The 22,744-nt window shown below is 51.7% G+C and carries 20 protein-coding genes; 6 read left to right on the forward strand and 14 right to left on the reverse strand.

The window, feature by feature from the left end; translation table 11 throughout:
* Positions 1–27: 27 nt before the first annotated feature.
* The 5 genes from FIU95_RS14615 to sdhC form a co-directional block, all read right to left on the reverse strand.
* A complete protein-coding gene (locus FIU95_RS14615; RefSeq protein ID WP_152454468.1) occupies positions 28–2,856 on the reverse strand; it encodes a 2-oxoglutarate dehydrogenase E1 component in 2,829 nt (942 codons plus the stop codon).
* 211 nt (positions 2,857–3,067) lie between these two features.
* Positions 3,068–3,772 carry a succinate dehydrogenase iron-sulfur subunit gene (locus FIU95_RS14620; protein WP_152454469.1) on the reverse strand — a complete coding sequence of 235 codons (705 nt, stop codon included), beginning with the start codon at positions 3,770–3,772 and terminating at the stop codon, positions 3,068–3,070.
* A 19-nt stretch (positions 3,773–3,791) separates the two neighbouring features.
* Entirely contained in the window at positions 3,792–5,564 is a 1,773-nt protein-coding gene (gene sdhA, locus FIU95_RS14625; protein WP_152454470.1) for a succinate dehydrogenase flavoprotein subunit, read from the reverse strand.
* Between the two features lie 3 nt (positions 5,565–5,567).
* On the reverse strand, positions 5,568–5,936 hold the full coding sequence (gene sdhD, locus FIU95_RS14630) for a succinate dehydrogenase, hydrophobic membrane anchor protein (RefSeq protein WP_152454471.1): 369 nt from the start codon (positions 5,934–5,936) through the stop codon (positions 5,568–5,570).
* Positions 5,930–6,304, reverse strand: coding sequence for a succinate dehydrogenase, cytochrome b556 subunit (gene sdhC / locus FIU95_RS14635; RefSeq protein WP_152454472.1), 375 nt, complete (start codon positions 6,302–6,304; stop codon positions 5,930–5,932). The genes sdhD and sdhC overlap by 7 nt, the downstream gene beginning before the upstream one ends.
* Positions 6,305–6,746: 442 nt before the next feature.
* On the opposite strand from sdhC, the gene gltA reads away from it, so the two are divergent.
* The 5 genes from gltA to FIU95_RS14660 all read left to right on the forward strand — a co-directional run bounded on the left by gltA (position 6,747) and on the right by FIU95_RS14660 (position 13,377).
* Positions 6,747–8,036, forward strand: a complete 1,290-nt coding sequence (gltA, locus tag FIU95_RS14640; RefSeq protein WP_152454473.1) for a citrate synthase — start codon at positions 6,747–6,749, stop codon at positions 8,034–8,036.
* A gap of 319 nt (positions 8,037–8,355) precedes the next feature.
* The gene (locus FIU95_RS14645; protein WP_152454474.1) at positions 8,356–8,892 is read left to right on the forward strand and encodes a hemerythrin domain-containing protein; all 537 of its coding nucleotides are present in this window, start codon (positions 8,356–8,358) and stop codon (positions 8,890–8,892) included.
* A 540-nt stretch (positions 8,893–9,432) separates the two neighbouring features.
* Positions 9,433–11,463, forward strand: coding sequence for an FAD-dependent oxidoreductase (locus FIU95_RS14650; protein WP_172975417.1), 2,031 nt, complete (start codon positions 9,433–9,435; stop codon positions 11,461–11,463).
* Positions 11,464–12,816, forward strand: a complete 1,353-nt coding sequence (locus FIU95_RS14655) for an ammonia-forming cytochrome c nitrite reductase subunit c552 (protein ID WP_152454476.1) — start codon at positions 11,464–11,466, stop codon at positions 12,814–12,816.
* Positions 12,817–12,828: 12 nt separating this feature from the next.
* Positions 12,829–13,377, forward strand: a complete 549-nt coding sequence (locus FIU95_RS14660; protein WP_152454477.1) for a DUF3365 domain-containing protein — start codon at positions 12,829–12,831, stop codon at positions 13,375–13,377.
* A gap of 551 nt (positions 13,378–13,928) precedes the next feature.
* Here FIU95_RS14660 and FIU95_RS14665 read toward each other — a convergent pair.
* Positions 13,929–14,138: a DUF3820 family protein gene (locus tag FIU95_RS14665; protein ID WP_152454478.1), complete on the reverse strand. Its 210-nt coding sequence runs from the start codon at positions 14,136–14,138 to the stop codon at positions 13,929–13,931.
* 152 nt (positions 14,139–14,290) lie between these two features.
* Here FIU95_RS14665 and FIU95_RS14670 point away from each other — a divergent pair, with 152 nt between their 5' ends.
* Positions 14,291–14,560: a hypothetical protein gene (locus tag FIU95_RS14670; RefSeq protein ID WP_152454479.1), complete on the forward strand. Its 270-nt coding sequence runs from the start codon at positions 14,291–14,293 to the stop codon at positions 14,558–14,560.
* 147 nt (positions 14,561–14,707) lie between these two features.
* On the opposite strand, the gene FIU95_RS21520 is transcribed toward FIU95_RS14670, so the two are convergent.
* The 8 genes from FIU95_RS21520 to FIU95_RS14710 all read right to left on the reverse strand — a co-directional run bounded on the left by FIU95_RS21520 (position 14,708) and on the right by FIU95_RS14710 (position 22,742).
* Positions 14,708–14,893 carry a hypothetical protein gene (locus tag FIU95_RS21520; protein WP_152454480.1) on the reverse strand — a complete coding sequence of 62 codons (186 nt, stop codon included), beginning with the start codon at positions 14,891–14,893 and terminating at the stop codon, positions 14,708–14,710.
* Positions 14,894–15,553: 660 nt separating this feature from the next.
* Positions 15,554–16,162: a MaoC family dehydratase gene (locus tag FIU95_RS14680; RefSeq protein ID WP_216646254.1), complete on the reverse strand. Its 609-nt coding sequence runs from the start codon at positions 16,160–16,162 to the stop codon at positions 15,554–15,556.
* A gap of 151 nt (positions 16,163–16,313) precedes the next feature.
* Positions 16,314–17,027 carry a 4'-phosphopantetheinyl transferase superfamily protein gene (locus tag FIU95_RS14685; RefSeq protein ID WP_172975418.1) on the reverse strand — a complete coding sequence of 238 codons (714 nt, stop codon included), beginning with the start codon at positions 17,025–17,027 and terminating at the stop codon, positions 16,314–16,316.
* 54 nt (positions 17,028–17,081) lie between these two features.
* Positions 17,082–18,269, reverse strand: a complete 1,188-nt coding sequence (locus tag FIU95_RS14690; protein ID WP_152454482.1) for a hypothetical protein — start codon at positions 18,267–18,269, stop codon at positions 17,082–17,084.
* A gap of 4 nt (positions 18,270–18,273) precedes the next feature.
* On the reverse strand, positions 18,274–19,071 hold the full coding sequence (locus FIU95_RS14695) for an outer membrane lipoprotein-sorting protein (protein ID WP_152454483.1): 798 nt from the start codon (positions 19,069–19,071) through the stop codon (positions 18,274–18,276).
* Positions 19,061–21,406, reverse strand: coding sequence for an RND family transporter (locus tag FIU95_RS14700; RefSeq protein ID WP_152454484.1), 2,346 nt, complete (start codon positions 21,404–21,406; stop codon positions 19,061–19,063). Before FIU95_RS14700 ends, FIU95_RS14695 begins: the two co-directional genes overlap by 11 nt.
* The gene (locus tag FIU95_RS14705; protein ID WP_152454485.1) at positions 21,403–22,470 is read right to left on the reverse strand and encodes an NAD(P)/FAD-dependent oxidoreductase; all 1,068 of its coding nucleotides are present in this window, start codon (positions 22,468–22,470) and stop codon (positions 21,403–21,405) included. The genes FIU95_RS14700 and FIU95_RS14705 overlap by 4 nt, the downstream gene beginning before the upstream one ends.
* Positions 22,470–22,742: an acyl carrier protein gene (locus FIU95_RS14710; protein WP_216646255.1), complete on the reverse strand. Its 273-nt coding sequence runs from the start codon at positions 22,740–22,742 to the stop codon at positions 22,470–22,472. Before FIU95_RS14710 ends, FIU95_RS14705 begins: the two co-directional genes overlap by 1 nt.
* Between the last annotated feature and the right edge of the window lie 2 nt (positions 22,743–22,744).

Genomic DNA, 22,744 nt, shown 5'->3' on the forward strand with positions numbered 1-22,744 from the left:
TGACTCTGCTTTATTTACTGCCGCCCGTTACTTGACGGTCAGCGCCTCGTTGATGAACTTATTCTGTTCTTCTAAGTGTGTGGACATGTAGCCCGCCGCAGGTGCCGCCGATGCCGCACGACCCACGTATTCCAATTCCAGCTTCGGATGGGTTTCCGACAGCAGGCGACGCAGGTGATGCTGGCTGGAGTACCAGGCGCCCTGGTTCATGGGCTCTTCCTGACACCAGCCGACACTCTTGATGTTTTTAAATGCGGACACCGCTTCCACGAACTCTTCGTCGGGGAAGGGGTACAGCTGTTCGATACGCACGAAAGCCACATCTTCCTGCTCGCGCTCCATACGCGCTTCCAGCAGGTGGTAGTACACCTTGCCGGAACACAGGATCAGGCGCTTGACCTTGGCCGGGTCCACACCCTGGTCCTGAATCACATTGTGGAAGCGGCCTTCGGCCAGCTCTTCCAAGCTGGAAGTCGCCAGCTTGTGACGCAGAATCCATTTCGGGCTCATAATCACCAGCGGGCGACGCATCGGGCGTACCGCCTGGCGGCGCAGCAGGTGGAAAATCTGCGCCGGCGTGGTCGCGTTGCACACCTGGATATTGTGCTCGGCACACAGCTGCATAAAGCGTTCGAGGCGCGCGGAGGAGTGCTCCGGGCCCTGGCCTTCGTAACCGTGTGGCAACAACATCACCAGGCCACACATACGGCCCCACTTGTGCTCACCGGAAGTGATGAACTGGTCGATGACTACCTGGGCGCCATTGGCGAAGTCGCCGAACTGGGCCTCCCAAACCACCAGGGACTTGGGCGTAGTGGTCGCATAGCCGTATTCGAAAGCCAGCACGGCCTCCTCGGACAGCAGCGAGTCGTAGATATAAAACGGTGGCTGGTCCTCGAACATGTGCTGCAAAGGCACATAGCTCTGGCCATCTTTCTGGCTGTGAATCACCGCGTGGCGGTGGGAGAAGGTTCCGCGACCCACATCCTCACCGGTGAAGCGGACCATAAAGCCCTCTTCCAGCAAAGTGCCATAAGCCAGGGTTTCCGCCATGCCCCAGTTCAAGGGCAGTGCGCCACCGGCCATCTTGCGGCGGTCATCGTAGATCTTGGAAACCTGACGCTGCATCACTACGCCATCGGGCACAGCGGTCATGCGGTTGGCCACATCCTGCAGCTTCGGCAGCGCATAGCCGGTATCCGCAGGCACCTGCCAATCGTGGCCCAGGTAGGGACTCCAGTCCACAAACATGGAAGAGTCCGGCTGTTTCACCAAACCGGTAGCTACGTCTTCACCCGCATCCAGTTTGTCGCGGTAGTCGTTGGCCAGCTTGTCCGCGGCAGCCTTGTCGAGGATGCCATCTTTCACCAGCTTCTCGGAATAGAGAGTGCGGGTGGTTTTATGCTTGCGGATGGTCTGGTACATCAGCGGCTGGGTACCAGAGGGGTCATCGGTCTCGTTGTGGCCGCGGCGACGGTAGCACACCAGGTCGATAACGATGTCTTTCTTAAATTCGTAGCGGTAGTCCACCGCCAGCAGCGCAGCCAGCACAACCATTTCGGGGTCGTCGCCGTTTACGTGCAGCACCGGAGCATCGATCATCTTGGCAGGATCGGTGGAGTACTCGGTGGAGCGGGCGTCTTCGCGCTTGCTGGTGGTAAAGCCCACCTGGTTGTTCAGTACGATATGCACAGTACCGCCGGTGTAGTAACCGCGGGTCTGGGACATCTGCAGGGTTTCCTGCACAACACCCTGGCCGGCAAAAGCTGCGTCGCCGTGGATGTTGATCGGCATTACTTTCTCACCAGTCGCATCTTTACGGCGATCCTGACGGGCGCGCACGGAGCCGACCACTACCGGCGCACTGATTTCCAGGTGCGACGGGTTAAAGGCCAACGCCAGGTGCACTTCACCACCGGGGGTCATTACGTTGGAGGAGAAGCCTTGGTGGTATTTCACATCACCGGAGGTATCCAGGGTTTTCTTACCCTCGAACTCTTCAAACAGATCCGATGGGTTTTTGCCGAGGATATTCACCAGGGTATTCAGGCGGCCACGGTGGGCCATGCCAATTACGATTTCCTTCACCCCGTAGGTACCGGAGCGGCGGATCAGAGCGTCCATCATCGGGATCAGACTCTCACCACCTTCCACACCGAAGCGCTTGGTGCCCGGGTATTTGGAGTCCAGGTGACGCTCCAGCCCCTCTGCCGCAGACAGGCGCTGCAGGATTTCAATCTGGATATCGGTGCCGAAGTTGGCCTTGGACTGGCTGCGCTCCAGGCGCTGCTGGAACCACTGCTGCTCTTCCAGGTTGGAGAGGTGCATGATTTCCGCACCCAGATTACCGCAGTAGGTGCGCTCCAGACCCTCTACGATCTCGCGCAGGGTGGCCTCTTCTTTACCGAGGAACAGGCTACCGGTATTGAAGGTGGTATCGAAGTCGCCTTCAGTCAGACCGTGGTAGCTCAACTGCAGGTCGGGCACCTGTTCGCGGGCCATCAGGCCGAGCGGATCGAGGGTGGCCTTTTTGTGACCGCGATGGCGATAGGAATCGATCAGTTGCAGAACTTTAATCTGCTTGCGCTCGTGTTCGATATTGACGGAGCCGGAGCCCGGCGCCACTACCGGGCGCGCGCGGTGTTTGCTGAGCAGCTCGAAGTGCTGGCGCACTGCGGCGTGTGAGACATCACTGCTGCCTTCAACGCGGGGGAGGCTGTCGAAGTAATTGCGCCACTCCTCCGGTACACCGTTGGGGTCGTGCAGATAGGTCTCGTAAAGCTCCTCCACATAGGCGGCATTGCCCCCGGAGATATGGGAGCTACGCCACAGCTGCTCCATGGTACTTTCGTGCATTTTGATGCCTACCTCGATTGCAGTGGACTCTCATCGCTCTGGCCACTGCGCTTTCCTTCACTCACAAAAGGGGAGGCGCATAAAGCCACCTCCCCTTTTTAATTTAATACCGGCCGGAGCCGGTTTATGTCATTCGATCAGCGCCCTACCTGGCACCGGGCCCACCCGAGGCGGGCCCTGATGAAAGTCATCTCGTGACTTTCAACAATCCCTATACCGCGCGTGTCAGCAGCATATTGCGAATATGGCCAATGGCGCGGGTCGGGTTCAAACCCTTCGGACATACGTTGACACAGTTTTGAATGCCATGGCAACGGAACACACTGAAGGGGTCGTCCAGGTTGGACAGGCGCTCATCAGTGGCCAGGTCGCGGCTGTCCGCCAGGAAGCGGTAGGCCTGTAGCAGGCCGGCCGGGCCGATAAACTTATCCGGGTTCCACCAGAAAGAAGGACAAGCGGTGGAGCAGCAGGCGCACAGAATACACTCGTACAGGCCGTCGAGCTTCTCGCGATCCTCTGGGGTCTGCAGGCGCTCAATCGCCGGTGCCGGAGTGTCATTCTGCAGGTACGGCTCGATCTTCTTGTACTGCTCGTAGAACTGTTCCATATCCACAACCAGGTCGCGGATCACCGGCAGGCCCGGCAGCGGACGCAGAATCAGTTTACCCTTGGGGGCAGCTTCAGACAGTGGCGTAGTACACGCCAGGCCGTTGCGGCCGGAAATATTCATACCATCGGAACCACACACACCTTCACGGCAGGAGCGGCGGAAGGACAGGGTCGGGTCCTGCGCCTTGAGCAACTCCAACACGTCCAACACCATCAGGTCCTTGCCCTGGGTGTCGAGCTGGTAGTCCTGCATGTAAGGCGCTTTGTCGGTTTCCGGGTTGTAACGGTAAATGCTTACTTTCAACATACTCTATTCCGCTCCCGAATCAGTAGGTCCGAGCTTTCGGTTCAAAGGCTTCCATGGTAGTCGGCGCGAAGTTTACCGCACGCTTGCCAAAGCGTTTCTCTGCCGGGAAGTACATGGAGTGACACAGCCAGTTTTCATCGTCGCGCTCCTGGAAGTCTTCGCGGGCGTGGGCGCCGCGGCTTTCAGTGCGGGTCTCTGCGGCAATCGCAGTGGCCTCGGCAACTTCCAACAGGTTTTGCAATTCCAGCGCCTCAATACGGGCGGTGTTAAAGGCGCGGCTTCTGTCGTCCAGGCGTACGTTCTCGATGCGCTCACGCAGGTCAGCCAACTTCTTCACGCCTTCCGCCATGTAATCGCCGCGGCGGAATACACCGAAGTGATTCTGCATCACGCCCTGCAGCTCTTTGCGCAAGTCGGCAGCTTTCTCGCCGGTTTCGTTGGTTTCCAGACGGTTCAGGCGCGCCATCGCCGCTTCGAGATCGGACTCGGAAGCTTCGCGGTGCTCGATACCTTCACGCAGGGCCTTCTCGATAAACAGGCCGGAAGCGCGTCCGAATACCACCAGATCCAGCAGTGAGTTGCCGCCCAGTCGGTTAGCGCCGTGTACAGATACACAGGCAACCTCACCACAGGCGAAGAAGCCGTCGATGATCTGATCGTTGCCGGCAGCATCCTGGGTCAGGGCCTGGCCGTGAACGTTGGTTGGGATACCGCCCATCATGTAGTGGCAGGTAGGCACAACCGGGATCGGTGCCTTAACCGGGTCGACGTGGGCAAAGGTTTTGGACAGTTCACAGATACCGGGTAGGCGGCTGTTGAGCAGCTCTTCACCCAGGTGATCGAGCTTCAGGAATACGTGATCGCCTTCAGGGCCACAGCCGCGGCCGTCGAGCATCTCGAGCACCATAGAGCGGGCCACAACATCGCGGGAAGCGAGGTCTTTGGCATTGGGCGCGTAGCGCTCCATAAAACGCTCGCCGTCTTTATTGATCAGGTAGCCACCCTCACCGCGACAACCTTCGGTCACGAGTACACCGGCACCGTAAATACCGGTCGGGTGGAACTGCCACATCTCAATGTCCTGCACAGGCATGCCTGCGCGCAGGGCCATACCCACACCATCGCCGGTGTTGATGTGTGCGTTGGTGGTGGAGGCGAAGATACGGCCGGCACCACCGGTGGCGAATACGGTCGCCTTGGATTTGATAAAGACCACTTCGCCATCTTCGATGCACATGGCGATCACACCCACCACGGCACCGTCTTGGTTCTTCACCAGGTCAATGGCAAACCATTCGTTTAGGAATTCGGTTTGGTGCTTAACGTTGTTCTGATAAAGAGTGTGCAGCAGCGCGTGGCCGGTACGGTCGGCGGCAGCACAGGTACGGGCAGCCTGGCCACCGCGGCCAAAATCTTTGGACTGACCACCGAAAGGACGCTGGTAAATACGGCCCTCTTCAGTACGAGAGAAAGGCAGACCCATGTGCTCCAGTTCGAATACGGCCTCAGGGCCTACGGAACACATGTATTCGATCGCTTCCTGGTCGCCGATATAGTCGGAACCTTTAACGGTGTCATACATGTGCCAGCGCCAATCATCATTGGGGTCGGAGCTGGCAATCGCACAGGTAATACCACCCTGGGCAGATACCGTGTGAGAACGGGTTGGGAATACCTTGGTGATTACCGCAGTCTTGTAGCCGGACTGGGCCATCTGCAGGGCCGCGCGCATACCCGCGCCGCCGCCGCCAATCACAATCCCGTCAAAAGAAATAGTTCGCATGTTCGCCATTGCTTATACACCCCAAAGAATTTCAATGCCCCACACCGTGTAAAGCACGGCAATCGCAGCCAGGATCACTTCCACGAACAGGCGCAGAACAGTGGCCTTACCGCCCATCACCCGGTTGGTGATGTAATCGGTAACCACGGACCAGAGACCAATCCAGGCGTGAATCACGGTGGACAGCAGGGCGACCAAGCTGAATACACGCATCCAGCGCTGGGCGAACAACTCAGACCAGGCCTGGTAGCCAAAGTCTTTGGTGAAAAAGATAAAGCCCACTATAAAGAGGACGTAAGCGAGCAGTATCACTGCGGTGACGCGCTGGTAGAGCCAGTCGAAAGTACCGCTACGGCCGAAGCTAGTTACTGTTCTTACCACAACCATACTCCCACTAAAAGAATAAGGATTACACTCACCACCAGCACGGCAATAGCGCTGCGGCGACCACCTTCGAAGCTCTCACCCATTCCCATATCCATAAACAGGTGACGCACACCGGCCAACAGATGGTAAATAAGAGCTGCCAGGGAGGCCCACAAAATGAGCTTGGCAGGAATACTGTTAAATGCCGCCGCCATATCGGCGAAGCCCTGTTCGGATTCCAGGCTGGCATCGAGCATGCAGAGCAACAGCGCCACAACGGCGAAGAGCACTACACCAGATACACGGTGCAAAATGGAAACCAAAGCGGCAGCGGGAAGCTTTATAGTGGAAATGTCTAAATTGACAGGTCTGTTTTTGTTCACAGGAAAAACACCTTGTTGCCCTGAACGACCGGGCGCCCGTTAGCTTTTCAAATTGGGAGGGACGAGCTGCTTGCTGATCACTTTGCACTCGACCTGATGAAGCCTTGTACAAAGTAGCCGTACCATGGCGCAAGCCGCGCGGATTATAGGCATTCAATAGTCAAAACACAACGAACGCCTTGTAATACGCCAGCTCGGTGGGCCACGTAGGCACAGAATTTGGCCCTGCGGAATTTCCACAAATTTTTTGTGTCCACCACCAGGCAAAAGCTCTACCAGTCAACGTTGTCGCCGGATATCCTGTTGCTGACAGACTGGGCGTCCACTCCTTTTGGTTTGACAATTTGCGGCGCGGCACTTAAGTTTGGCCCCGCTCAAAAGGCCGCCAGCACCCGAAAACACTTGGAAAAGGCCGCCATAAGAACAGTTTTAGGAGTCCGCAATGTCCGATAAAAAAGCGCAACTCACGGTCGACGGTATCGACGGCGCTATTGAAATGCCCGTACGCTCCGGCACCCTCGGCCCCGATGTTGTCGATGTCGGTAACCTGACCGGCAAAGGCTTATTCACCTACGACCCGGGCTTCGTATCCACTGCCGCATGTGAATCCAAGATCACTTTTATCGATGGCGCCAAAGGTCAACTTCTGCACCGCGGCTACCCCATTGAGCAGCTGGCAGAGAAGTCTGACTACCTCGAGACCTGCTACCTGCTAATGAACGGCGAACTGCCCAACGCCGAGCAGAAAAAAGATTACGTGGACACCATCATGTCCCACACCATGGTGCATGAAGCCCTGGTGAACTTCTTTAAAGGTTTCCATTACGACGCTCACCCGATGGCAATGCTTTGCGGCGTGGTTGGCGCTCTCGCCTCCTTCTACCACGACTCTCTGGATATCACCAATCCAGAGCACCGCGAGATCTCCGCACACCGCCTGATCGCCAAGATGCCGACTTTGGCTGCCATGTGCTACAAGCACTCCAAAGGCCAGCCCTTCATGTATCCGGACAATAGCCGCAGCTACTCCGAGAACTTCCTGCACATGATGTTCGGCAACCCCTGTGAGCCCAGCAAGATCGATCCGATTGTCGCCAAGGCAATGGATATCATCTTCCTGCTGCACGCCGACCACGAGCAGAATGCTTCAACCTCTACCGTGCGTCTGGCCGGCTCCTCCGGCGCCAACCCCTTCGCTTGCATCTCTTCCGGTATTGCCGCCCTGTGGGGACCGGCACACGGCGGTGCTAACGAAGCAGTACTGAATATGCTGCAGGAAATCGGCGACGAGAGCCGCATCGACGAGTTTGTGAAGCGCGCTAAAGACAAGAACGACCCCTTCCGCCTGATGGGTTTCGGACACCGCGTTTACAAGAATTTTGACCCGCGCTCCCGCGTAATGCAGGGCATTTGTGACGAAGTTCTGGGTGCTATGGGTGCCGAGAACGATCCACTGCTGAAGATTGCCAAGCGCCTGGAAAAAATCGCCCTCGAAGACGAGTACTTCGTCGAGAAGAAACTCTACCCGAACGTCGACTTCTACTCCGGTATTATCATGAAAGCGATCGGCATCCCCACCGATATGTTTACCGTGATTTTTGCCACCGGCCGCACCTCCGGCTGGATTGCACACTGGAATGAGATGATTTCCAACCCACATAAAATTGGCCGTCCGCGTCAGCTTTATACCGGCTATACCCAGCGCGATTACCTGCCGCTGGAACAGCGCTAATAGAGCCAAAAATAAAAAACCCGGCAATGCCGGGTTTTTTTATTGCCTGAAAAAATAGCCACCTCCAGATTAATACCCAACAAATTTCAGATAGCGCAACAATCAACACCACACTCAGTTGTGACAGGTATCACAATTTTAAAATAATCATCCCGTTGCAACTCCCGCCATACAGTAAAAACCCTGTCATGCAATGTAAAATCCGCGCCTCCCAGAGCGGGTGAGTTTGCACTGTAGTTCCCATACCACAGCAGCCACCTGCCCGCGGTTTTCCTTACTCGCACAACTCACAAAATTAAAACTATCAAGGGCACAGCATATGCTTAGCTTCATCTCCGGTATGTTCCGAGGTAGCAAGTCTTCCGACAGCGTCGACCTGGAAGAGAAATACACTCGCAGCAACTATGCCAGCGCCAAGGGCAGCCGAACCATTTCTTACGATCCAACACTGATCAAGGCGCTGGAAGATGACCATCGAACCCTGATTGGCATTTTCCAACGTATGTGGTCCGAGGGTTATGAAAAACAAAACTATCGCCAGCTCTCTCAGCTACTGACTCAATTCAAGTCCGGCTTTCAGGCACACCTGATCAAGGAAAATGTGCGCTTTTATGTCTACCTGGAGCAGGCTCTTGCCGGTGATGCGCACACTCTGCAAGTCGTAAAAGACTTCCGCACGGATATGAATGAAATCGCCAATGCCGTTGTGCAATTCTGTAAGCGCTACAACCACGAAGCCTTCACCCCAGAAATGGTTCGCGACTTCAAAATGGATTACCAAAAAATAGGTGAGGCATTGACTCGTCGCACCGCGCTGGAAGAAAAAGAACTTTACGTTCTCTACCAGCCATCCTAAGAAATTATTTTAAATAGAGGAGCCAGTTTCGTTACTCGACTTTTATAGGAATTGGGCACAAGCCAATAAGTGAGTAACAACTTATCTGGCAAACACTCTGTAAAAATATCTGCGACCCACAGGGACGGGGCGCATATTTTTTTAGCTATCTTTAAGCCTACACCCCATGGCTAATCAAACTTACCCACCTAGTAGGTATTGACAGCAGGCTGCCTAATAAAAAAGGTTTTCTCAATATAAAAAATAAAGCACGCATAATCGGGCCGACCGCTACTGCGCAGCGACAACGCTCAAAAAAAAGCGAGCGATAACAACAGCTTAAAAAACTTTCCAGCCAGACCTCCCTTAACTCCCCCTTATCTACCACCATTTCTATTCAAGACTAGACGTTTATTTAATTTTGTTTAAACATATGGAAACTAGAATTTAAAAAAACTTACAACGGTGGAATATTGGTCTAGAAAATTCTGAAAGCTTTGTGGCTTAAAAAAAAGAATGACAAACAGGCCAGTTTTAAAAGCCGGGGGATTCGGGGGAAATATGACTGAACTAAAAAGTTCAGCTGCTCGTCAATGTTCGCCAGGTAGCGCTCGCACCAGCGACAGCGGCTATCCAATATATGTGATTGTAGGCACTGGCCCAGTCGGAGTTCGCTGTGCACAAAAACTGCTTGAATTCTGTGACGAAGCGCAAATTGTCATCTATGGTGCCGAAACAGAATCGCCTTACAATCGGGTAAAACTATCTCAGTATCTATCCCGCCATGTGGAGCGAGAGGAACTCGATAATCCCATTCTCGGTAAGAGTGATCATCGGCTCGCAGAATATATCGATCGAAAAATCCTCTCTATCGATCGCGTCAAAAAAACGGTAACAGATGCTGCCGGTAATATTCAGCCCTACACCAAGCTGATCCTGGCCACTGGCTCCAACCCGAAGATCCCCGCAGTCCCCGGTGCGGATCTGCCCGGCGTTTATCCGTTTCGCAGCCTACGCAACACCAATGACCTGATTGCACTGCGGGAGCGACACGCCGATATATGTGTCATCGGCGCCGGCGCCTTGGGACTGGAGGCGGCAACCGCATTAAAAACACCGAAAAATACTGTCACGCTACAATCTCGCGGCAAATTACTGAGCGGCCTATTGGGTGAAGAAGGTGAGGAGTTTTTGAAATCCTCCCTTGCCGCCCTTGGTGTGGAATTGAAAGTTGGCTCAAACCTGAAATCCATTGAACGGCAAGGGGAAAAATCCACCCTGCAGTTCGCCGATAGTGAGAGCCTCTGTGTCGATGCTATTGTTCTCTGCACTGGCATCCAGCCAGAAGTCTCCCTCGCCCAACAGGCTGGGCTCGAAATTGACAGAGGGGTAGTTGTCAACGAATGGATGCAGACTTCCGACCCGGATGTCTACGCCATTGGGGAGTGCGCCGAGTTTGACCAGAAAGTTTATCAGCTGGTTCGCCCCGGCTACGAGCAAGCGGAAAGCTGCTGCTCGCATATTCGTCGCGACCATGGCGGCGAGATTTTGGAACGCCCTTACTCCGGCAGCTATACAGATATTCAACTCAAAATCGCCCATATTCCCTGTGCCATTATGGGGGATGTTGCCTCCGACAACCTTCAGCAGCAGGAAGGTTTGCAGAGCCATGTTTTCCGCAACCGTTTCAAGGGTATCTATCGCCGACTATTTGTTAAAGATGGACGCATTCTCGGTGCTATTTATATCGGAAGTTGGGACGAGGCAAACAGCCTGCGCCAAGCCGTGGCGCAGGAGGAAAAAGTCAGTACGCGAGCACTGAAGCAATTTGCGGACGAAGGCCGACTTTTCGGCCAACAGACTTCAAACAGTATTAAGAGCTTCCCCGACAGCTACCTGGTGTGCCAGTGCAATTCCGTCAGCAAAGGCGAATTGTGCAAGGCGATTTCCGAGGGCAAACGCACACTAAACGAACTGCAGCAGGCCACCACCGCAGGCTCTGTCTGCGGCAGCTGTCGCCCCTTAATGGCCGAGCTACTCGATGCGCCTGTGCCCAACCTGGTCATGCGCCATGCCAAGGGCATACTGATTACTTCGATCATTTCCCTTCTTTTGATCACCTTGTCATTCCTAATGCCGCCCCCACCGATATCCCACTCTGTGCAGAGCGGCCAGTTTTGGGAAAAACTCTGGTATGACAATTTCTGGAAACAGGTAACCGGCTACACCATTCTCGCACTTTGCTTGTTTACTGCCGCGCTGAGTCTGCGCAAACGCTGGAAAAAACTTTCCTACGGACATGTGGATCACTGGCGATACGCCCACAGTATCACCGGTGTGATTGCCGTGGCTGCCCTTGCTGTCCACACCGGCTTCCGCATGGGGCAAAACCTCAATCTTGCACTCATGCTCGTCTTCCTTGGCGTTACCGCTACCGGTTCCCTTGTCGGCGTCTTTATGGCCCGCAACCATCACTGGACCGACCTCAGGTTACGTGAACACCGCAAATGGTGGTCATACGTTCATTACGCCTTGCTTTGGGCACTGCCGGTACTCCTCGCCTATCACATTCTTGCGGTTTATTACTTCTAAATGAAATCTTATCAATTTAAATTTTGGCACTACGGCCTGCTGTTGACCCTGATAGTGGGCGCTTATGCTTCGTATAACCTGACTGCAGATGACAAGTCCCTGTTTATCACCGGTGAACCCACCCATGGCCACCACCAGATAGAGCTCGCTTGCACCTCCTGTCATACCGATGGTTTTGCCGGTGAAGAATCTATTCAACAGTCTTGCCTGAACTGCCACGCAGAGGAACTGGAACTGGCCGATGACTCCCATCCCCGCAAAAAATTCCTCGACCCCCGCAATGCTCAATTGCTGGAAACCCTGGATGCACGCCAATGCATCAGCTGCCATACGGAACACAAGCAGCAGATTACCCGCGAAATGGGCGTCAGCCTGGCCGGAGATTTCTGCTTTCACTGTCACAGCGAAATTGCCGAAGAGCGTAGCAGCCACCAAGGCATGGGATTTGAAACCTGCGCCAGCGCCGGCTGCCACAACTACCACGATAACGGCACCCTCTACGAGGATTTCCTAATCGCCCATGTAGGGCAACCGGATCTACTTGAGGATGCAAAATTACCGGCGCGTACCGCCATGCAGTCCTGGTTGCAGGAACACCCGAATAGCAAACCATTAAAGTTGCAGCAGGCAGATATCCATGAAGAAACTGCAACTGCAGAAATCGCTGCGGCCTGGGCACAGAGCCCCCACGCACAGGCTGAGGTGAACTGCAGTAGTTGCCACGCCGATGGGCAGATGCAATTTACTAGCGCGGAAGTGGTAGAGCAGTGCGCAAGCTGCCATAGCGACCAGCGGGAATCCTTTACGCAGGGAAAACACGGCATGCGACTTTCTTCCAAGCTACCGCAAGAGTTTGTCCAGCAGGTCGGGGCCATGACGCCGAACCAGGCCTGGATACCCATGCAGTCTGACGCCTCAGGGGAGTTGAGCTGTACCAGCTGTCACAGCCCGCACGATGTCGATTTACAGTTCGCCGCAGTGGAAGCCTGCCTCAGTTGCCACAGCGATGAACACAGCCTGGCTTACAAAGAGTCACCGCACTTCGACACTTGGCAGGCAAACTCGGATAACGGCGTCAGCTGTGCCAGCTGCCACTTGCCGAGGGAAACCCATGGTGAGCAAGTCGTTGTTAACCACAACCAGAATCACAATCTCCGCCCCAACGAAAAAATGTTACCCGTCTGCCTGAACTGCCATGGGGCGGAGTTTTCCCTGGCGGCTCTCGCAGACAAAAAATTGATCTCACAGAATTTCAAGCATAAGCCCGCGGACAAACACGAAACGTTTGACTTAATTCGCGACCGCATTGCGAGAATTTCCAATAGCAAAAAAAATGAAACTAAATCCCAATAGGAGGGGAACACTATGCGTATTGCCGCTTGTTTTATCGCCGGACTGGCTCTACTTACTGGTTGTGAAAAAAACCAGGGAGTTGCACCTGAGCGAATGGCGGATGCCATCTTTGCCGTTATTGAGGCAGACAGGGCAAACTACACCAACAAGGTTGTTAACCGTTTACAAAATGAGGAAAAAGTCCTGGATGCCGATGAGCATTGGCAGGATAAAAAACTGCTGCCGCTGCCCGCACAAATGATGCGCATGGGCGCTGAGCGAGTTGCAGAAAAGGGTTCTGGCTTCAGTTATGCACTGCTGTCTCTATGGCCGGTGAACAAACAAAACAAGCCTCGCACCGATATGGAAAAGCAGGGCCTGCAGTATGTAATCGACAACCCAGGTGAAAACTTTTACGGCCGTGAAACATTGGGTGATACCGAATACTTCACCGCGGTTTATGCCGATGTGGGCGTATCCCCCGCTTGTGTCAGCTGCCACAATGACCATGCCGACAGCCCGCGCGATAATTTCGAACTCGGCGAAACCATGGGTGGCGTGGTTATCCGTATACCACTCTAATTTACCACTTGTAATCACTTAGAAACCTGAACCCCGGCAACTGAGTTGCCGGGGTTCTTTCCAATGCCCTCCCAAACTCGCAGCCCATCAAACATCTACTTCTTCTCCCTAAGAATTTTCAATGCTCAAGAATATGTAATTCTTGCGAAATCAGCAGGAAAAAACTCTTAAATAAGAAGGCAAAGAGAAATATGAGGAATGTGAGAGGAAAAATTGGAAGAAAAATTGAAAAATACAATTAATTAGCGGCCGAATTCATTTCGACCGCTCCCTCTTTAACATGACTGGCTCTACTCCCGCTGCAACCTCGCTGAAATCATTTCAGACCAGTGGTCACCCGCTGTGGGCCTATTTCCGGGTAAGTCCAGTCTCCATTACGGACCGCTTCTTGTTAACGCTTCGCTCCGCAAAGCTCACCTAGGCACTTATATAATAGACTCACATTAAAGAAGATCAAAGTGAACGCCTTGGCATAACACTATGCCTGGAAGTCTAAAAAATTAACTTTGCGAGAGGTTTATACAGCGGAAAAGATAAACTGAACCGCTGAGTTATTTTAACGGCGTAATCAATCCCTCAAGGCCTTCGATCTTGATCTCCAAAGTCAGGGCCATCAGCTGCCCCAACTTCCCCTCAGGAAAGCCCTCTTTGGCAAACCAAAGCAGATACTCCTCGGGGAGATCAATCAACGGCCTGCCCGCATATTTACCGAAGGGCATTGGGGTTCGTGCAATATCAACCAACTGCTGCTTTTCAAACATCGCAAACTCCTTCAACCCTCTTATTTTGTACTATACGCGGCTAACAACTTAGATATTTGTTGCTGACCTACCCCCACCTTACACTGGCTGCGGAATAATTCGGTCAGCTTTGCCGAATTTTTATACCTCAAGCATCACTGAAAGAGGTGACTATGCGTATCAAAGCCATTAAATATCTCTGCCTCACCGCAGTGTTGACTGCGGGCCTTGGCGGCCAGGGCTGCGCCAATATGAGTGATACTGACCGCCGCATAGGAACCGGCATCGGTGTTGGTGCCGTAACCGGCGCCCTGATCAGTGGTGGCCGCCCCGGTGGCACCGCGGCAGGTGCAGTTCTCGGTGCGGGTGCCGGCTACCTTTATGATAGAGACAGAAAGCGCAGAGACTACTATCGCTATCGCGGTCGCTACTATCGCTATTAATTCTTAGTGGAGAATAGATAGGCTAGGAGCAGTTGCCTGGCTTATCCCGCGGTGCGGCTAGCCACACCGCGGGATATCCATGAAGAACTGGGAATTGACCACAAAATATCTCAGCCTAGGAATTAGCCCCTTTCCAGGCAAACCAAACTAGAGCAACTTGGTCTTGGTTTTTCCGCAGCGCTCACAAGAGTATTCGGTAACGAGTTTACCCTGCTTCACATCAAATTTACGCTCGGTGACCACTTTCCATTTGTGGAAACCTTCCCGGCAAAGAGTGCTGCCCTTATGCTTCTGCCAAGCAGTTTTTCTTTTAAAAGGAATTACATCTCCCATATGTTCTCGCACAATAAAGTTTGAACACTAATTTTATTTTGGAACAATAAAGTTTGAACACTAATCACTTCAAGAGCCTAAATGTACCTTTGGGGTATCAAACAGGTGAGATAAATGAAGAGGTAAGTTGCTTCAAATTACACACACATACCGACAATTTTATCCTAAAAAAAGAAAAAATTAGATATAGCATACCAAAAAAATCTTTATTAAAAAAATTCTTTCTATTTATTTGCTTATTGGTTGGTTACAAATCTAGCGCTCATACCTCATCATTACAAGTGAACCACCCGATCTTTGATGGAATCCATCTAGATTTGTAGCAACGCAGCCACTAATCCTCGGCAATGGAGCGCTCAGTCAGAAAGGTCAGAAATAAAAGAGTTATCTAGGTGGTAAAGACACGTCTAACGCCGCCCCCAGCTGCATTTCCCTACTTAACCAGGGAAATTAATAAACCCCAGCCCCCATAGCCTCTGAAATTCCCTATCAGATAGCAGGAATACACCTTTCGATAATCACAGATACTCAAGGTTCATATCTCTATCCAGAGATGGCTAATTCTGCGCTCTTGCAAGAGCGATCAATCGAGAATTACTCTCCTCCCAGTTTGCCTATGATAATTAGTAAGTGCCGGGAGGGTGCGCGTGCATTTTGAATTCAGAAGTAAAGTTTCAGCACACTATCCGCAACACAAACCAGGCGACCTGAACCTTCAACCTCTACCTCAATATGATTGATCATTTCCACACTACGCTTCGATGGCACCAGGGACTTTAAAGTCGTACGAGCTCGGATACGATTGCCAGTCTTAACTGGATAAGGAAAACGCACCTGTTCAAGGCCGCAGTTTATAATCATTCTAGCTTCAGGGTAAGGCGGTTTTTCCGGATTGACAGCATCGGTGAGCTCGGGAATTAGCGATAGGACCAAAAAGCCGTGGGCAATTGTGCCTCCAAACGGCGATTCAGCCCTTGCTCGTTCTGGATCAATATGAATCCACTGGCGGTCTCCAGTTACTTCGGCAAAACTGTCAATGCGCGACTGGTCAACTACAATCCAGCGCCCAATATATATCTGCTGACCAATACGTGCTTGCCAGTCTTGGTAGAAAGCGATGGCCTTAGGGTTCTTAATGACTTGTAATTCACGATTGGTAGCAGGATCAACAACCGGCCCAGCTTTCGAAGTCCATGAATTTTTAAGCAAGTTACTGATGTAATAGGACAACTGATGCAGGTGATTATCATGGGTGCTTTTGAGGTCCAAATTGTTAATCCGAGCCCTAAGCAACCTTTCCTTTTCCCTGATGTACTCGAGCACGTCCATCATCTCATCCTGTATTAATGACATTGAAGCAGCGTAACTGGACCTAAAATTAATTTTGTGCGGCAGCTACTTCCAACTCCACGTCTTGTTTCTAAAACGCCTTGCGGCTGAGTAGGTTAAAATGGTTTGTTTCCAATCGACCCAAAGGCGACAACGCCGGCGACTCCATCGCTACACAAAGCCAATAGCGTTGCGCCAACGTGCAAAGGTTAAACCAAAAGCTCCCCATTTCTCTTACCTTACACTCAAGCCACGTGGCTGGTTGCGAGTTAAGCAAAGATACAAGATCAAACTCGATCGTAGAAAAAGGCAGTCGAAGCCCCAAACCACACACTTTGGACACAGACTCTTTAATGCACCAAACCCTTGTTAACAATTCACAGTGAGCAGTGCTTGGGATAGTCATTACCTGGTCATATTGCTCTGGACTAAGTAAATGCCTGAAATTTAGACCTGAGCCCAGTTCACGAGCAAGGGGCTCCAGATCTATACCTGGATCAACGGTAGAGCTAAGCGCAATCGCGACCACACCACTAGCATGAGAAATACTAAATTTTATTGGGGCCACACTTTGGTTTAAAACTCTAGGCCTGCCTTGCTCATCAGGGAAAATTTCCCAATCTGCCGGCAAAATACTTACGCCACTTTTAGCGGATAAAACATAACGCAATAGGTAACGACCAAGCAGAAAATGTAGGCCCGCCGCTCGATTAACAATCCCACTATATCTTTTCTGCTCAGCCTCGCTAACTGTGGTGAAGACAGTTTGCGGATCATGCTCGATTAGAGTTTCAAACTCCTTCACGGTAGCAATCCAAAGACCTATATCCCTGTTAACTCCAGTCTTCATAGGGTCCGCTCAAAAAGAATAATGCAACTTAAACTCGATAAAATCCTCATCCCGTACTGGATACAGCCAAGTATCACTGCGGCCCACATTGAGGAATAAAAACGCCCGAGTTTCGATTCTAAAATAATCGCTCAGACGGTGTTCTAAGCCTAAGTCGAGGTAGTTGCCATGACTATCGAAGTCATAACTTATGACCCCTCGAAATTCGCTGTCACCGGTATCACCGAAGCTAGCTCTAAGGCCGACAAAGAGATCGTTCTGACCTAATGTTTCAGCTTGCTCATCCCTATCGTCGATTAGATATTCGGCGATCAAGGACAGATCTTGCATACTATCCGGTAGCGAATAAATCGGGTGCTCAAGGCCAACGTTTGCAGCAAAGAAACCTTGCTCCAGTTCGCGACCAGTTTTCGCTTCCAACTTCAAGGTCGTGTCGCCGAGGAGATAAAGTGTGTCCAGTAAAAAATTCTCGGTTTCGATGTAAAAGGGAGTCAACATCGTCGCTGAAGGGCTAGGCCTTACCAGTAGTGGCGCCCGCCTAGTGCCTCTGAAGTAACCGATCCCTGTTTCTAAATCACCAGCGTAAAAATGGCCTCGCAGAGCAACATCTCCACCTCTATTCGAGCTTTCAAAAAGTGCCCGGTCCGAAATCGGTAGTCCGAATGACGGGCGCTCTGGAAATTCTCGCTCACGAAAAGTTGGCAGATAGAATATCGATAGTTCGCCGTTATCAAAACGCAGACCTAAAGATGCGAAGGTCTGCCCCATCTTTTCCTTTCCGTCGATAGCTTGGCGCAAGTCAGCCTGATTAAGTACATTGACTATATTCAGAGATTCAGAAACGCCCCAAAAGAAAGTGCTAACACCAAGATTCAGCGATAACTGATCACGGCGCCAGTGAAGGCTGGCTTGGCGGATATCGGCATAACGACGCTCCCCATCCTGCTTATCCCAGCTACCAAACAACCGCAGCTTATAGCCAGTATCACCAATATCCCCCTCAGCATTTGCTTCAATTTCCAGCCCCGGTCCGAAGCGGTAGCTATCATCAATGGCCAGCGACTCCTCTTCTGCAAATATACGAGCCGTGGCCGCGATATCAACAGAATACTTGTCAACCTTGACCTCTGCGAGGACCGGCATAATGGTAAGGCTTAGACACAGCTGCACCCAAAACGCTAAACGCAAGACCCCCATACCCTTAATCCCGGAGTGTATTGCGATGGAAATTCGCAACTGAGAGACCGGTACCAAACTCGATGCGGCTATAGCTTAAGATCGTTACGTTTCCACTCTGCTGATTATGCATAACCACCTCCATGGGCCTCCAATAACGATCGTCGTAGAGGCGAAAATCCCTTGCGGAAAAAGTCTTGAGCAGCGTTTCCTTACGGTCGAAATAGTCTATACGGAAGATACGTCGAGCACTCTGATCAACCCAGACCCGCTGCCGGCTATATGCAGAGTGAGAGTCTTCTGGCACTCGGTCAATTACGTCACAAACCAGGGCACCATCTTCGCATGATTCCTCTCTCACGTAGGTATAGCGGAAATCGTCGACCGCCTTATCAGACAAGTCCTCGAACGAAAACTCACTACCGACGAACGCACCACTCTTATTGCGAGATGAGATCCTCTTAATACGGGAATAGGCAGGCAAATATAACCACTGCTTATCGGTATCCTCTAACTGCGGATGCGTTAGAAGCGCCGTGCCCCGGATATCGGCAGGAAAATTGAAGCGGATTAACGATTTGTCTCCACCCTCGTGACTCTCAAGTGAGCTGATCTGCAGTTCACGTCGAGTTTCATCTCCGGCCCTGTTGCGTAGAATCATCGTCAATTCGGCAACACTGTCGCCGTAACCAAGATCACGGTTATCCACTGCCACTGCGACCTCCCGCCCCTTTCTAACATCGCTAGCAGCGCCTTGAACCGGCAAACCGATTAGGCCACAAAGTATTGTCACTGGAAGGAGGAGACGGTAATCAGTTCGCATTATTTAGTTCCTTGTCGGTACGAAATTGCAGGTTCGACGTACGTGTCCTGCGCATAAAGGTTAGAACCAAGGCCGGTAGTAATATCAAGTCAAACACCAATGCCAACACAATAGACATCCCCGTGAGCATACCCATCTGGGCATTTTTCTCGAACGCCGAGGTCGACAATAGAAGGAAGCCTATCACTAGCAGCATTGAGCTAATCACGATCCCACCCATAGTCTTACTAATGGTTTCGCTTACGCTATCTTCAGGACTGAGCCCCCGCTTTAGACCGTTGACATACTGATAGAGGAAGTGAACTGTATCATCGACGATTATGCCGATCGCCATTGCCGACACCCCAGCCAGCCCCATTGAGATTTGACCATTAACGAGATACCAAAATCCAAATGCTGCCGCGACTGGAAGCAGGTTTGGAACCAAGCTCAATAGACCAATATCGAGTGAGCGGAATACCAGCATCAACGTCAATGAAATCACCACAAACGCTAGCGAGGCACCTTCAAGGAGACTTACAATATTTGATTGACCAATGTGGGAAAAAATCACTGCGGGACTGCTGTGATAGATATCAATGGAGCGAGGTTGGTTTTGCAATAACCACTCTTCGACCCGTTTTTCAAAAGCAATTAAGCCCACCGAGCTTAGATTCTTTAATCGTGCAGTCAGTTTCACCGAGGATTTATTCAAATTCACCTGATGGGTCACATCACGACCAAACGGCAACGACATCTCGTATAGCAGGAACTGCTGTGCAGCGGTAATTGTATCGCCAGGTAACCGGTAAGAGTCCTCATCACCACCATTCATCAAACGGTTAAGATCCTTGATTCGGTGCAGGGGGCTTGCAGTTGTAAAAACTTCTGGCTGCTCATGTAGCCAGTCATCGAATGTATCAAGAAACTGTAAAAACTCTGGCTGAAACATACCGTTCTGCTCTGGTACCGAGAGCGAGTAATCGATTGTATAAATACCAGAAAAGTGGCGATCGATACGTTCAGAATCAGCACGGAAGGGCTGCGACTCATCAAAATAGCGGATTAAATCATCGTTTAATTGATTCAATGGACTGAGTGCAGCGACGCATAGGGACAAAGGTAGCATTAGCCACAATATCCGCTGGCGGTAAGCGATAACCCAGCCTGACAACAAAGCCATGCGATTAATCAGTCGGTTGGCACCTGTTTCCCGCGTTGAAAAACGAATACGCAGCAGAAGCTGTGGTAGAACCGTCAACGACAAAAGTAGCGAGAAGAGCACACCTAAGGCAACTATATTGCCAAGATCTCGAAACGGCGGTGAGTCACTGAAATTCATCGCCAGAAAACCGATAATAGTAGTGACATGGCTCACCGCAATCGGCTTGAGATTGCGCCGGTAGGATTGCAAGACTGCTTCTTCACGAGAAACACCACTGCGTATCTGGCGCTGAATATAGCTGAGGATGTGGATGGCCGACGCTACTATCACCGTGAACATGATGATTGGAGCCGATACTGATGGCGCAGACAATTGAATACCGAGCCAACCAGCTAGACCCAAAGACCCTAGCAGTGCCAACACTACTACCGTCAAAATAGCGCCACCTGCAGCAGGTGATCCGAGAATTAGAGCAGCGCTGACCAGCACAAAAAGGATCATCAACGGTATCAGCGTGATGAAGTCTTTTTTTGCCGCCTGGAAAAAGGCACCGTTCATCTCCACCACACCGGTGACAAAAAAACGATGATCCGGATATTCCATCTTGAATGACTTAATCAATTCATCGACAGCACCGGTAACGGCTAGCACTTCGGCCTTATGGTCTAACCCTGGCAACCGAATGGTCGCATTGATCGCGGTAAATCGTCCGTTCTTACTAACCAAATTGCCAACCAAGTCCCTCTCACTACTAGCGGCAGTTTCAATAAAGGCGATCCTTTGCGGCGTCAATTCGTCAAGCTCGTAGACGAACTCCTCAATCAAAATATCATCGTCTTCAGCAGAGCTATAGGGGAAGTTCGTTAGCGAATCTACTCGAGAGACATGGGCCGTCCGCCACAACGCGCGTGTCATTTCATGTATAAGGCTCAGAGTACGCTGGTTGTAGATGTTGTCATCCACCGGTTCAATCATGATGAACACGTTATCAGTCGTGCTATAAGTATCTTGCATCTGCTCCAAGCGCAGTAGGTCACGATCGTTATCATCGAAGAAAACGCGATAATCACTGGCCAGCCCCATCCGTTTTAGGCCAACAGCCGACATCAATGTGAGCAACAGCACCAGCGCTAATAGCCACTTACTGGCGCCAGAGCGAATGATCCAATCGGTCTTTATATTTTTGTTCAAGGTATTTCTTTCCTTTCGGATAAAAAGGCTCGCAGCGGCACCATTACTCGCTCTACATCCTTCTCAACCCCCATTACCAGCTCCGACGCTCGACAACTAAGCCATTTACGTCCCACTAAGAAAAGCCCAGGCTCTGGAGTCCTTCCATAGTTTTCAATGAAGCCCCTCTCATCGACACAGTGCGGCAACTTTAGCCAGCTCGTTCGGTCGCAATAGCCTGTTGCCCAAATCACTGTATCTATGTCATGCCAACCGACGGAGTCGAAACGGATTTGACGGCCAGAGCACTCCAAAGCACGGCCAACAATCTTTACGCCTTTAGCCTTCAGCCGTCTATTGTTGTATTCACCACAGGGGACAGGGTTACGCTTTTTTAATATCTTCGCGATGAGGCTGTTCTTATCGGCGGAAAGGATACGCAAGCGATCAAGCCACCAAAAAATATCACGTCCGAACAAACGGTTGGGAGGCAGGCCACGTGGGGAACCCGTGGCCAAAAACACATTGCAACGTCCCGCTAGCCGGTCCACGATCTGACGCCCAGTAGCACCATCCCCAATAACGGCAACAGTGTGGCCATCAGAAATGACATCGGTTGAGGCGAGACTACCGTCTAGTTGCTGCACCTCTCCAGCAAGTTGGGAACTTATCGCCGGCACCTGGGGTATCTGATTAGCACCAGTTGCATTGACGATACTGGTGGCGAGCAGAGACGTGCCGTCGGCAAGGTCGACCTGAAAACTGCCGTTCGAAAGGCGATCGAGACCAACAACTTCACAGCCTTCTCGAACCTGAAGATCAAAGTGGCCTGCATAGCTGACCAAATAATCAGCTATTTCTACTGTAGTCGGGAAGCCCTCAGGATCGCCCGGAAAGGCTAGTCCTGGCAGGGCACAGAATTGACGTGAAGTGAATAGCTTCATACCTTCGAGCCGGTTACGCCAAACGTCGCCAATACTATCCCGTTCAAGCAGAAGGTAGTTGAGATCAGCCTGCTGCAGCATTCGTGCGGTGTGAAGACCGAACTGGCCTCCACCGATAACTATGCAATCAAGTCGCGACATCAACTGCGCTCCAAAGCTGTTCTTGAAAAATTCTTTTCGAGATGTGCCACAAGAGCGTTAATCGTTGGGTAGTCGAAGGCTAGCGTCGGATCGATGTCAACAGAGAGGTGGTCCTCCACCATAGTCGATAGCTGGACATGGTCTGCCGAGTCTAGACCTAGACTTGAGAAAGAGGTGTCACTGTGCTTATCAATCGAAAATTCTGGTGTCTTAGCAGCGATAAAATCTGTGATCTGTTCCACCAGGTTTTTCATTCTAAATTCATTCGTCATCT

The sequence above is a fragment of the Microbulbifer sp. THAF38 genome, from assembly GCF_009363535.1.
GTDB lineage: Bacteria > Pseudomonadota > Gammaproteobacteria > Pseudomonadales > Cellvibrionaceae > Microbulbifer.

Bases quoted from the DNA above. Each gene is read 5' to 3' on its own strand.
- FIU95_RS14615 (WP_152454468.1), bottom strand. From the start codon at position 2,856: ATGCACGAAAGTACCATGGAGCAGCTGTGGCGTAGCTCCCATATCTCC.
- FIU95_RS14620 (WP_152454469.1), bottom strand. From the start codon at position 3,772: ATGTTGAAAGTAAGCATTTACCGTTACAACCCGGAAACCGACAAAGCG.
- sdhA (WP_152454470.1), bottom strand. From the start codon at position 5,564: ATGGCGAACATGCGAACTATTTCTTTTGACGGGATTGTGATTGGCGGC.
- gltA (WP_152454473.1), top strand. From the start codon at position 6,747: ATGTCCGATAAAAAAGCGCAACTCACGGTCGACGGTATCGACGGCGCT.
- FIU95_RS14645 (WP_152454474.1), top strand. From the start codon at position 8,356: ATGCTTAGCTTCATCTCCGGTATGTTCCGAGGTAGCAAGTCTTCCGAC.
- FIU95_RS14650 (WP_172975417.1), top strand. From the start codon at position 9,433: ATGACTGAACTAAAAAGTTCAGCTGCTCGTCAATGTTCGCCAGGTAGC.
- FIU95_RS14655 (WP_152454476.1), top strand. From the start codon at position 11,464: ATGAAATCTTATCAATTTAAATTTTGGCACTACGGCCTGCTGTTGACC.
- FIU95_RS14660 (WP_152454477.1), top strand. From the start codon at position 12,829: ATGCGTATTGCCGCTTGTTTTATCGCCGGACTGGCTCTACTTACTGGT.
- FIU95_RS14665 (WP_152454478.1), bottom strand. From the start codon at position 14,138: ATGTTTGAAAAGCAGCAGTTGGTTGATATTGCACGAACCCCAATGCCC.
- FIU95_RS14670 (WP_152454479.1), top strand. From the start codon at position 14,291: ATGCGTATCAAAGCCATTAAATATCTCTGCCTCACCGCAGTGTTGACT.
- FIU95_RS21520 (WP_152454480.1), bottom strand. From the start codon at position 14,893: ATGGGAGATGTAATTCCTTTTAAAAGAAAAACTGCTTGGCAGAAGCAT.
- FIU95_RS14690 (WP_152454482.1), bottom strand. From the start codon at position 18,269: ATGGGGGTCTTGCGTTTAGCGTTTTGGGTGCAGCTGTGTCTAAGCCTT.
- FIU95_RS14695 (WP_152454483.1), bottom strand. From the start codon at position 19,071: ATGCGAACTGATTACCGTCTCCTCCTTCCAGTGACAATACTTTGTGGC.
- FIU95_RS14705 (WP_152454485.1), bottom strand. From the start codon at position 22,470: ATGTCGCGACTTGATTGCATAGTTATCGGTGGAGGCCAGTTCGGTCTT.
- FIU95_RS14710 (WP_216646255.1), bottom strand. From the start codon at position 22,742: ATGACGAATGAATTTAGAATGAAAAACCTGGTGGAACAGATCACAGAT.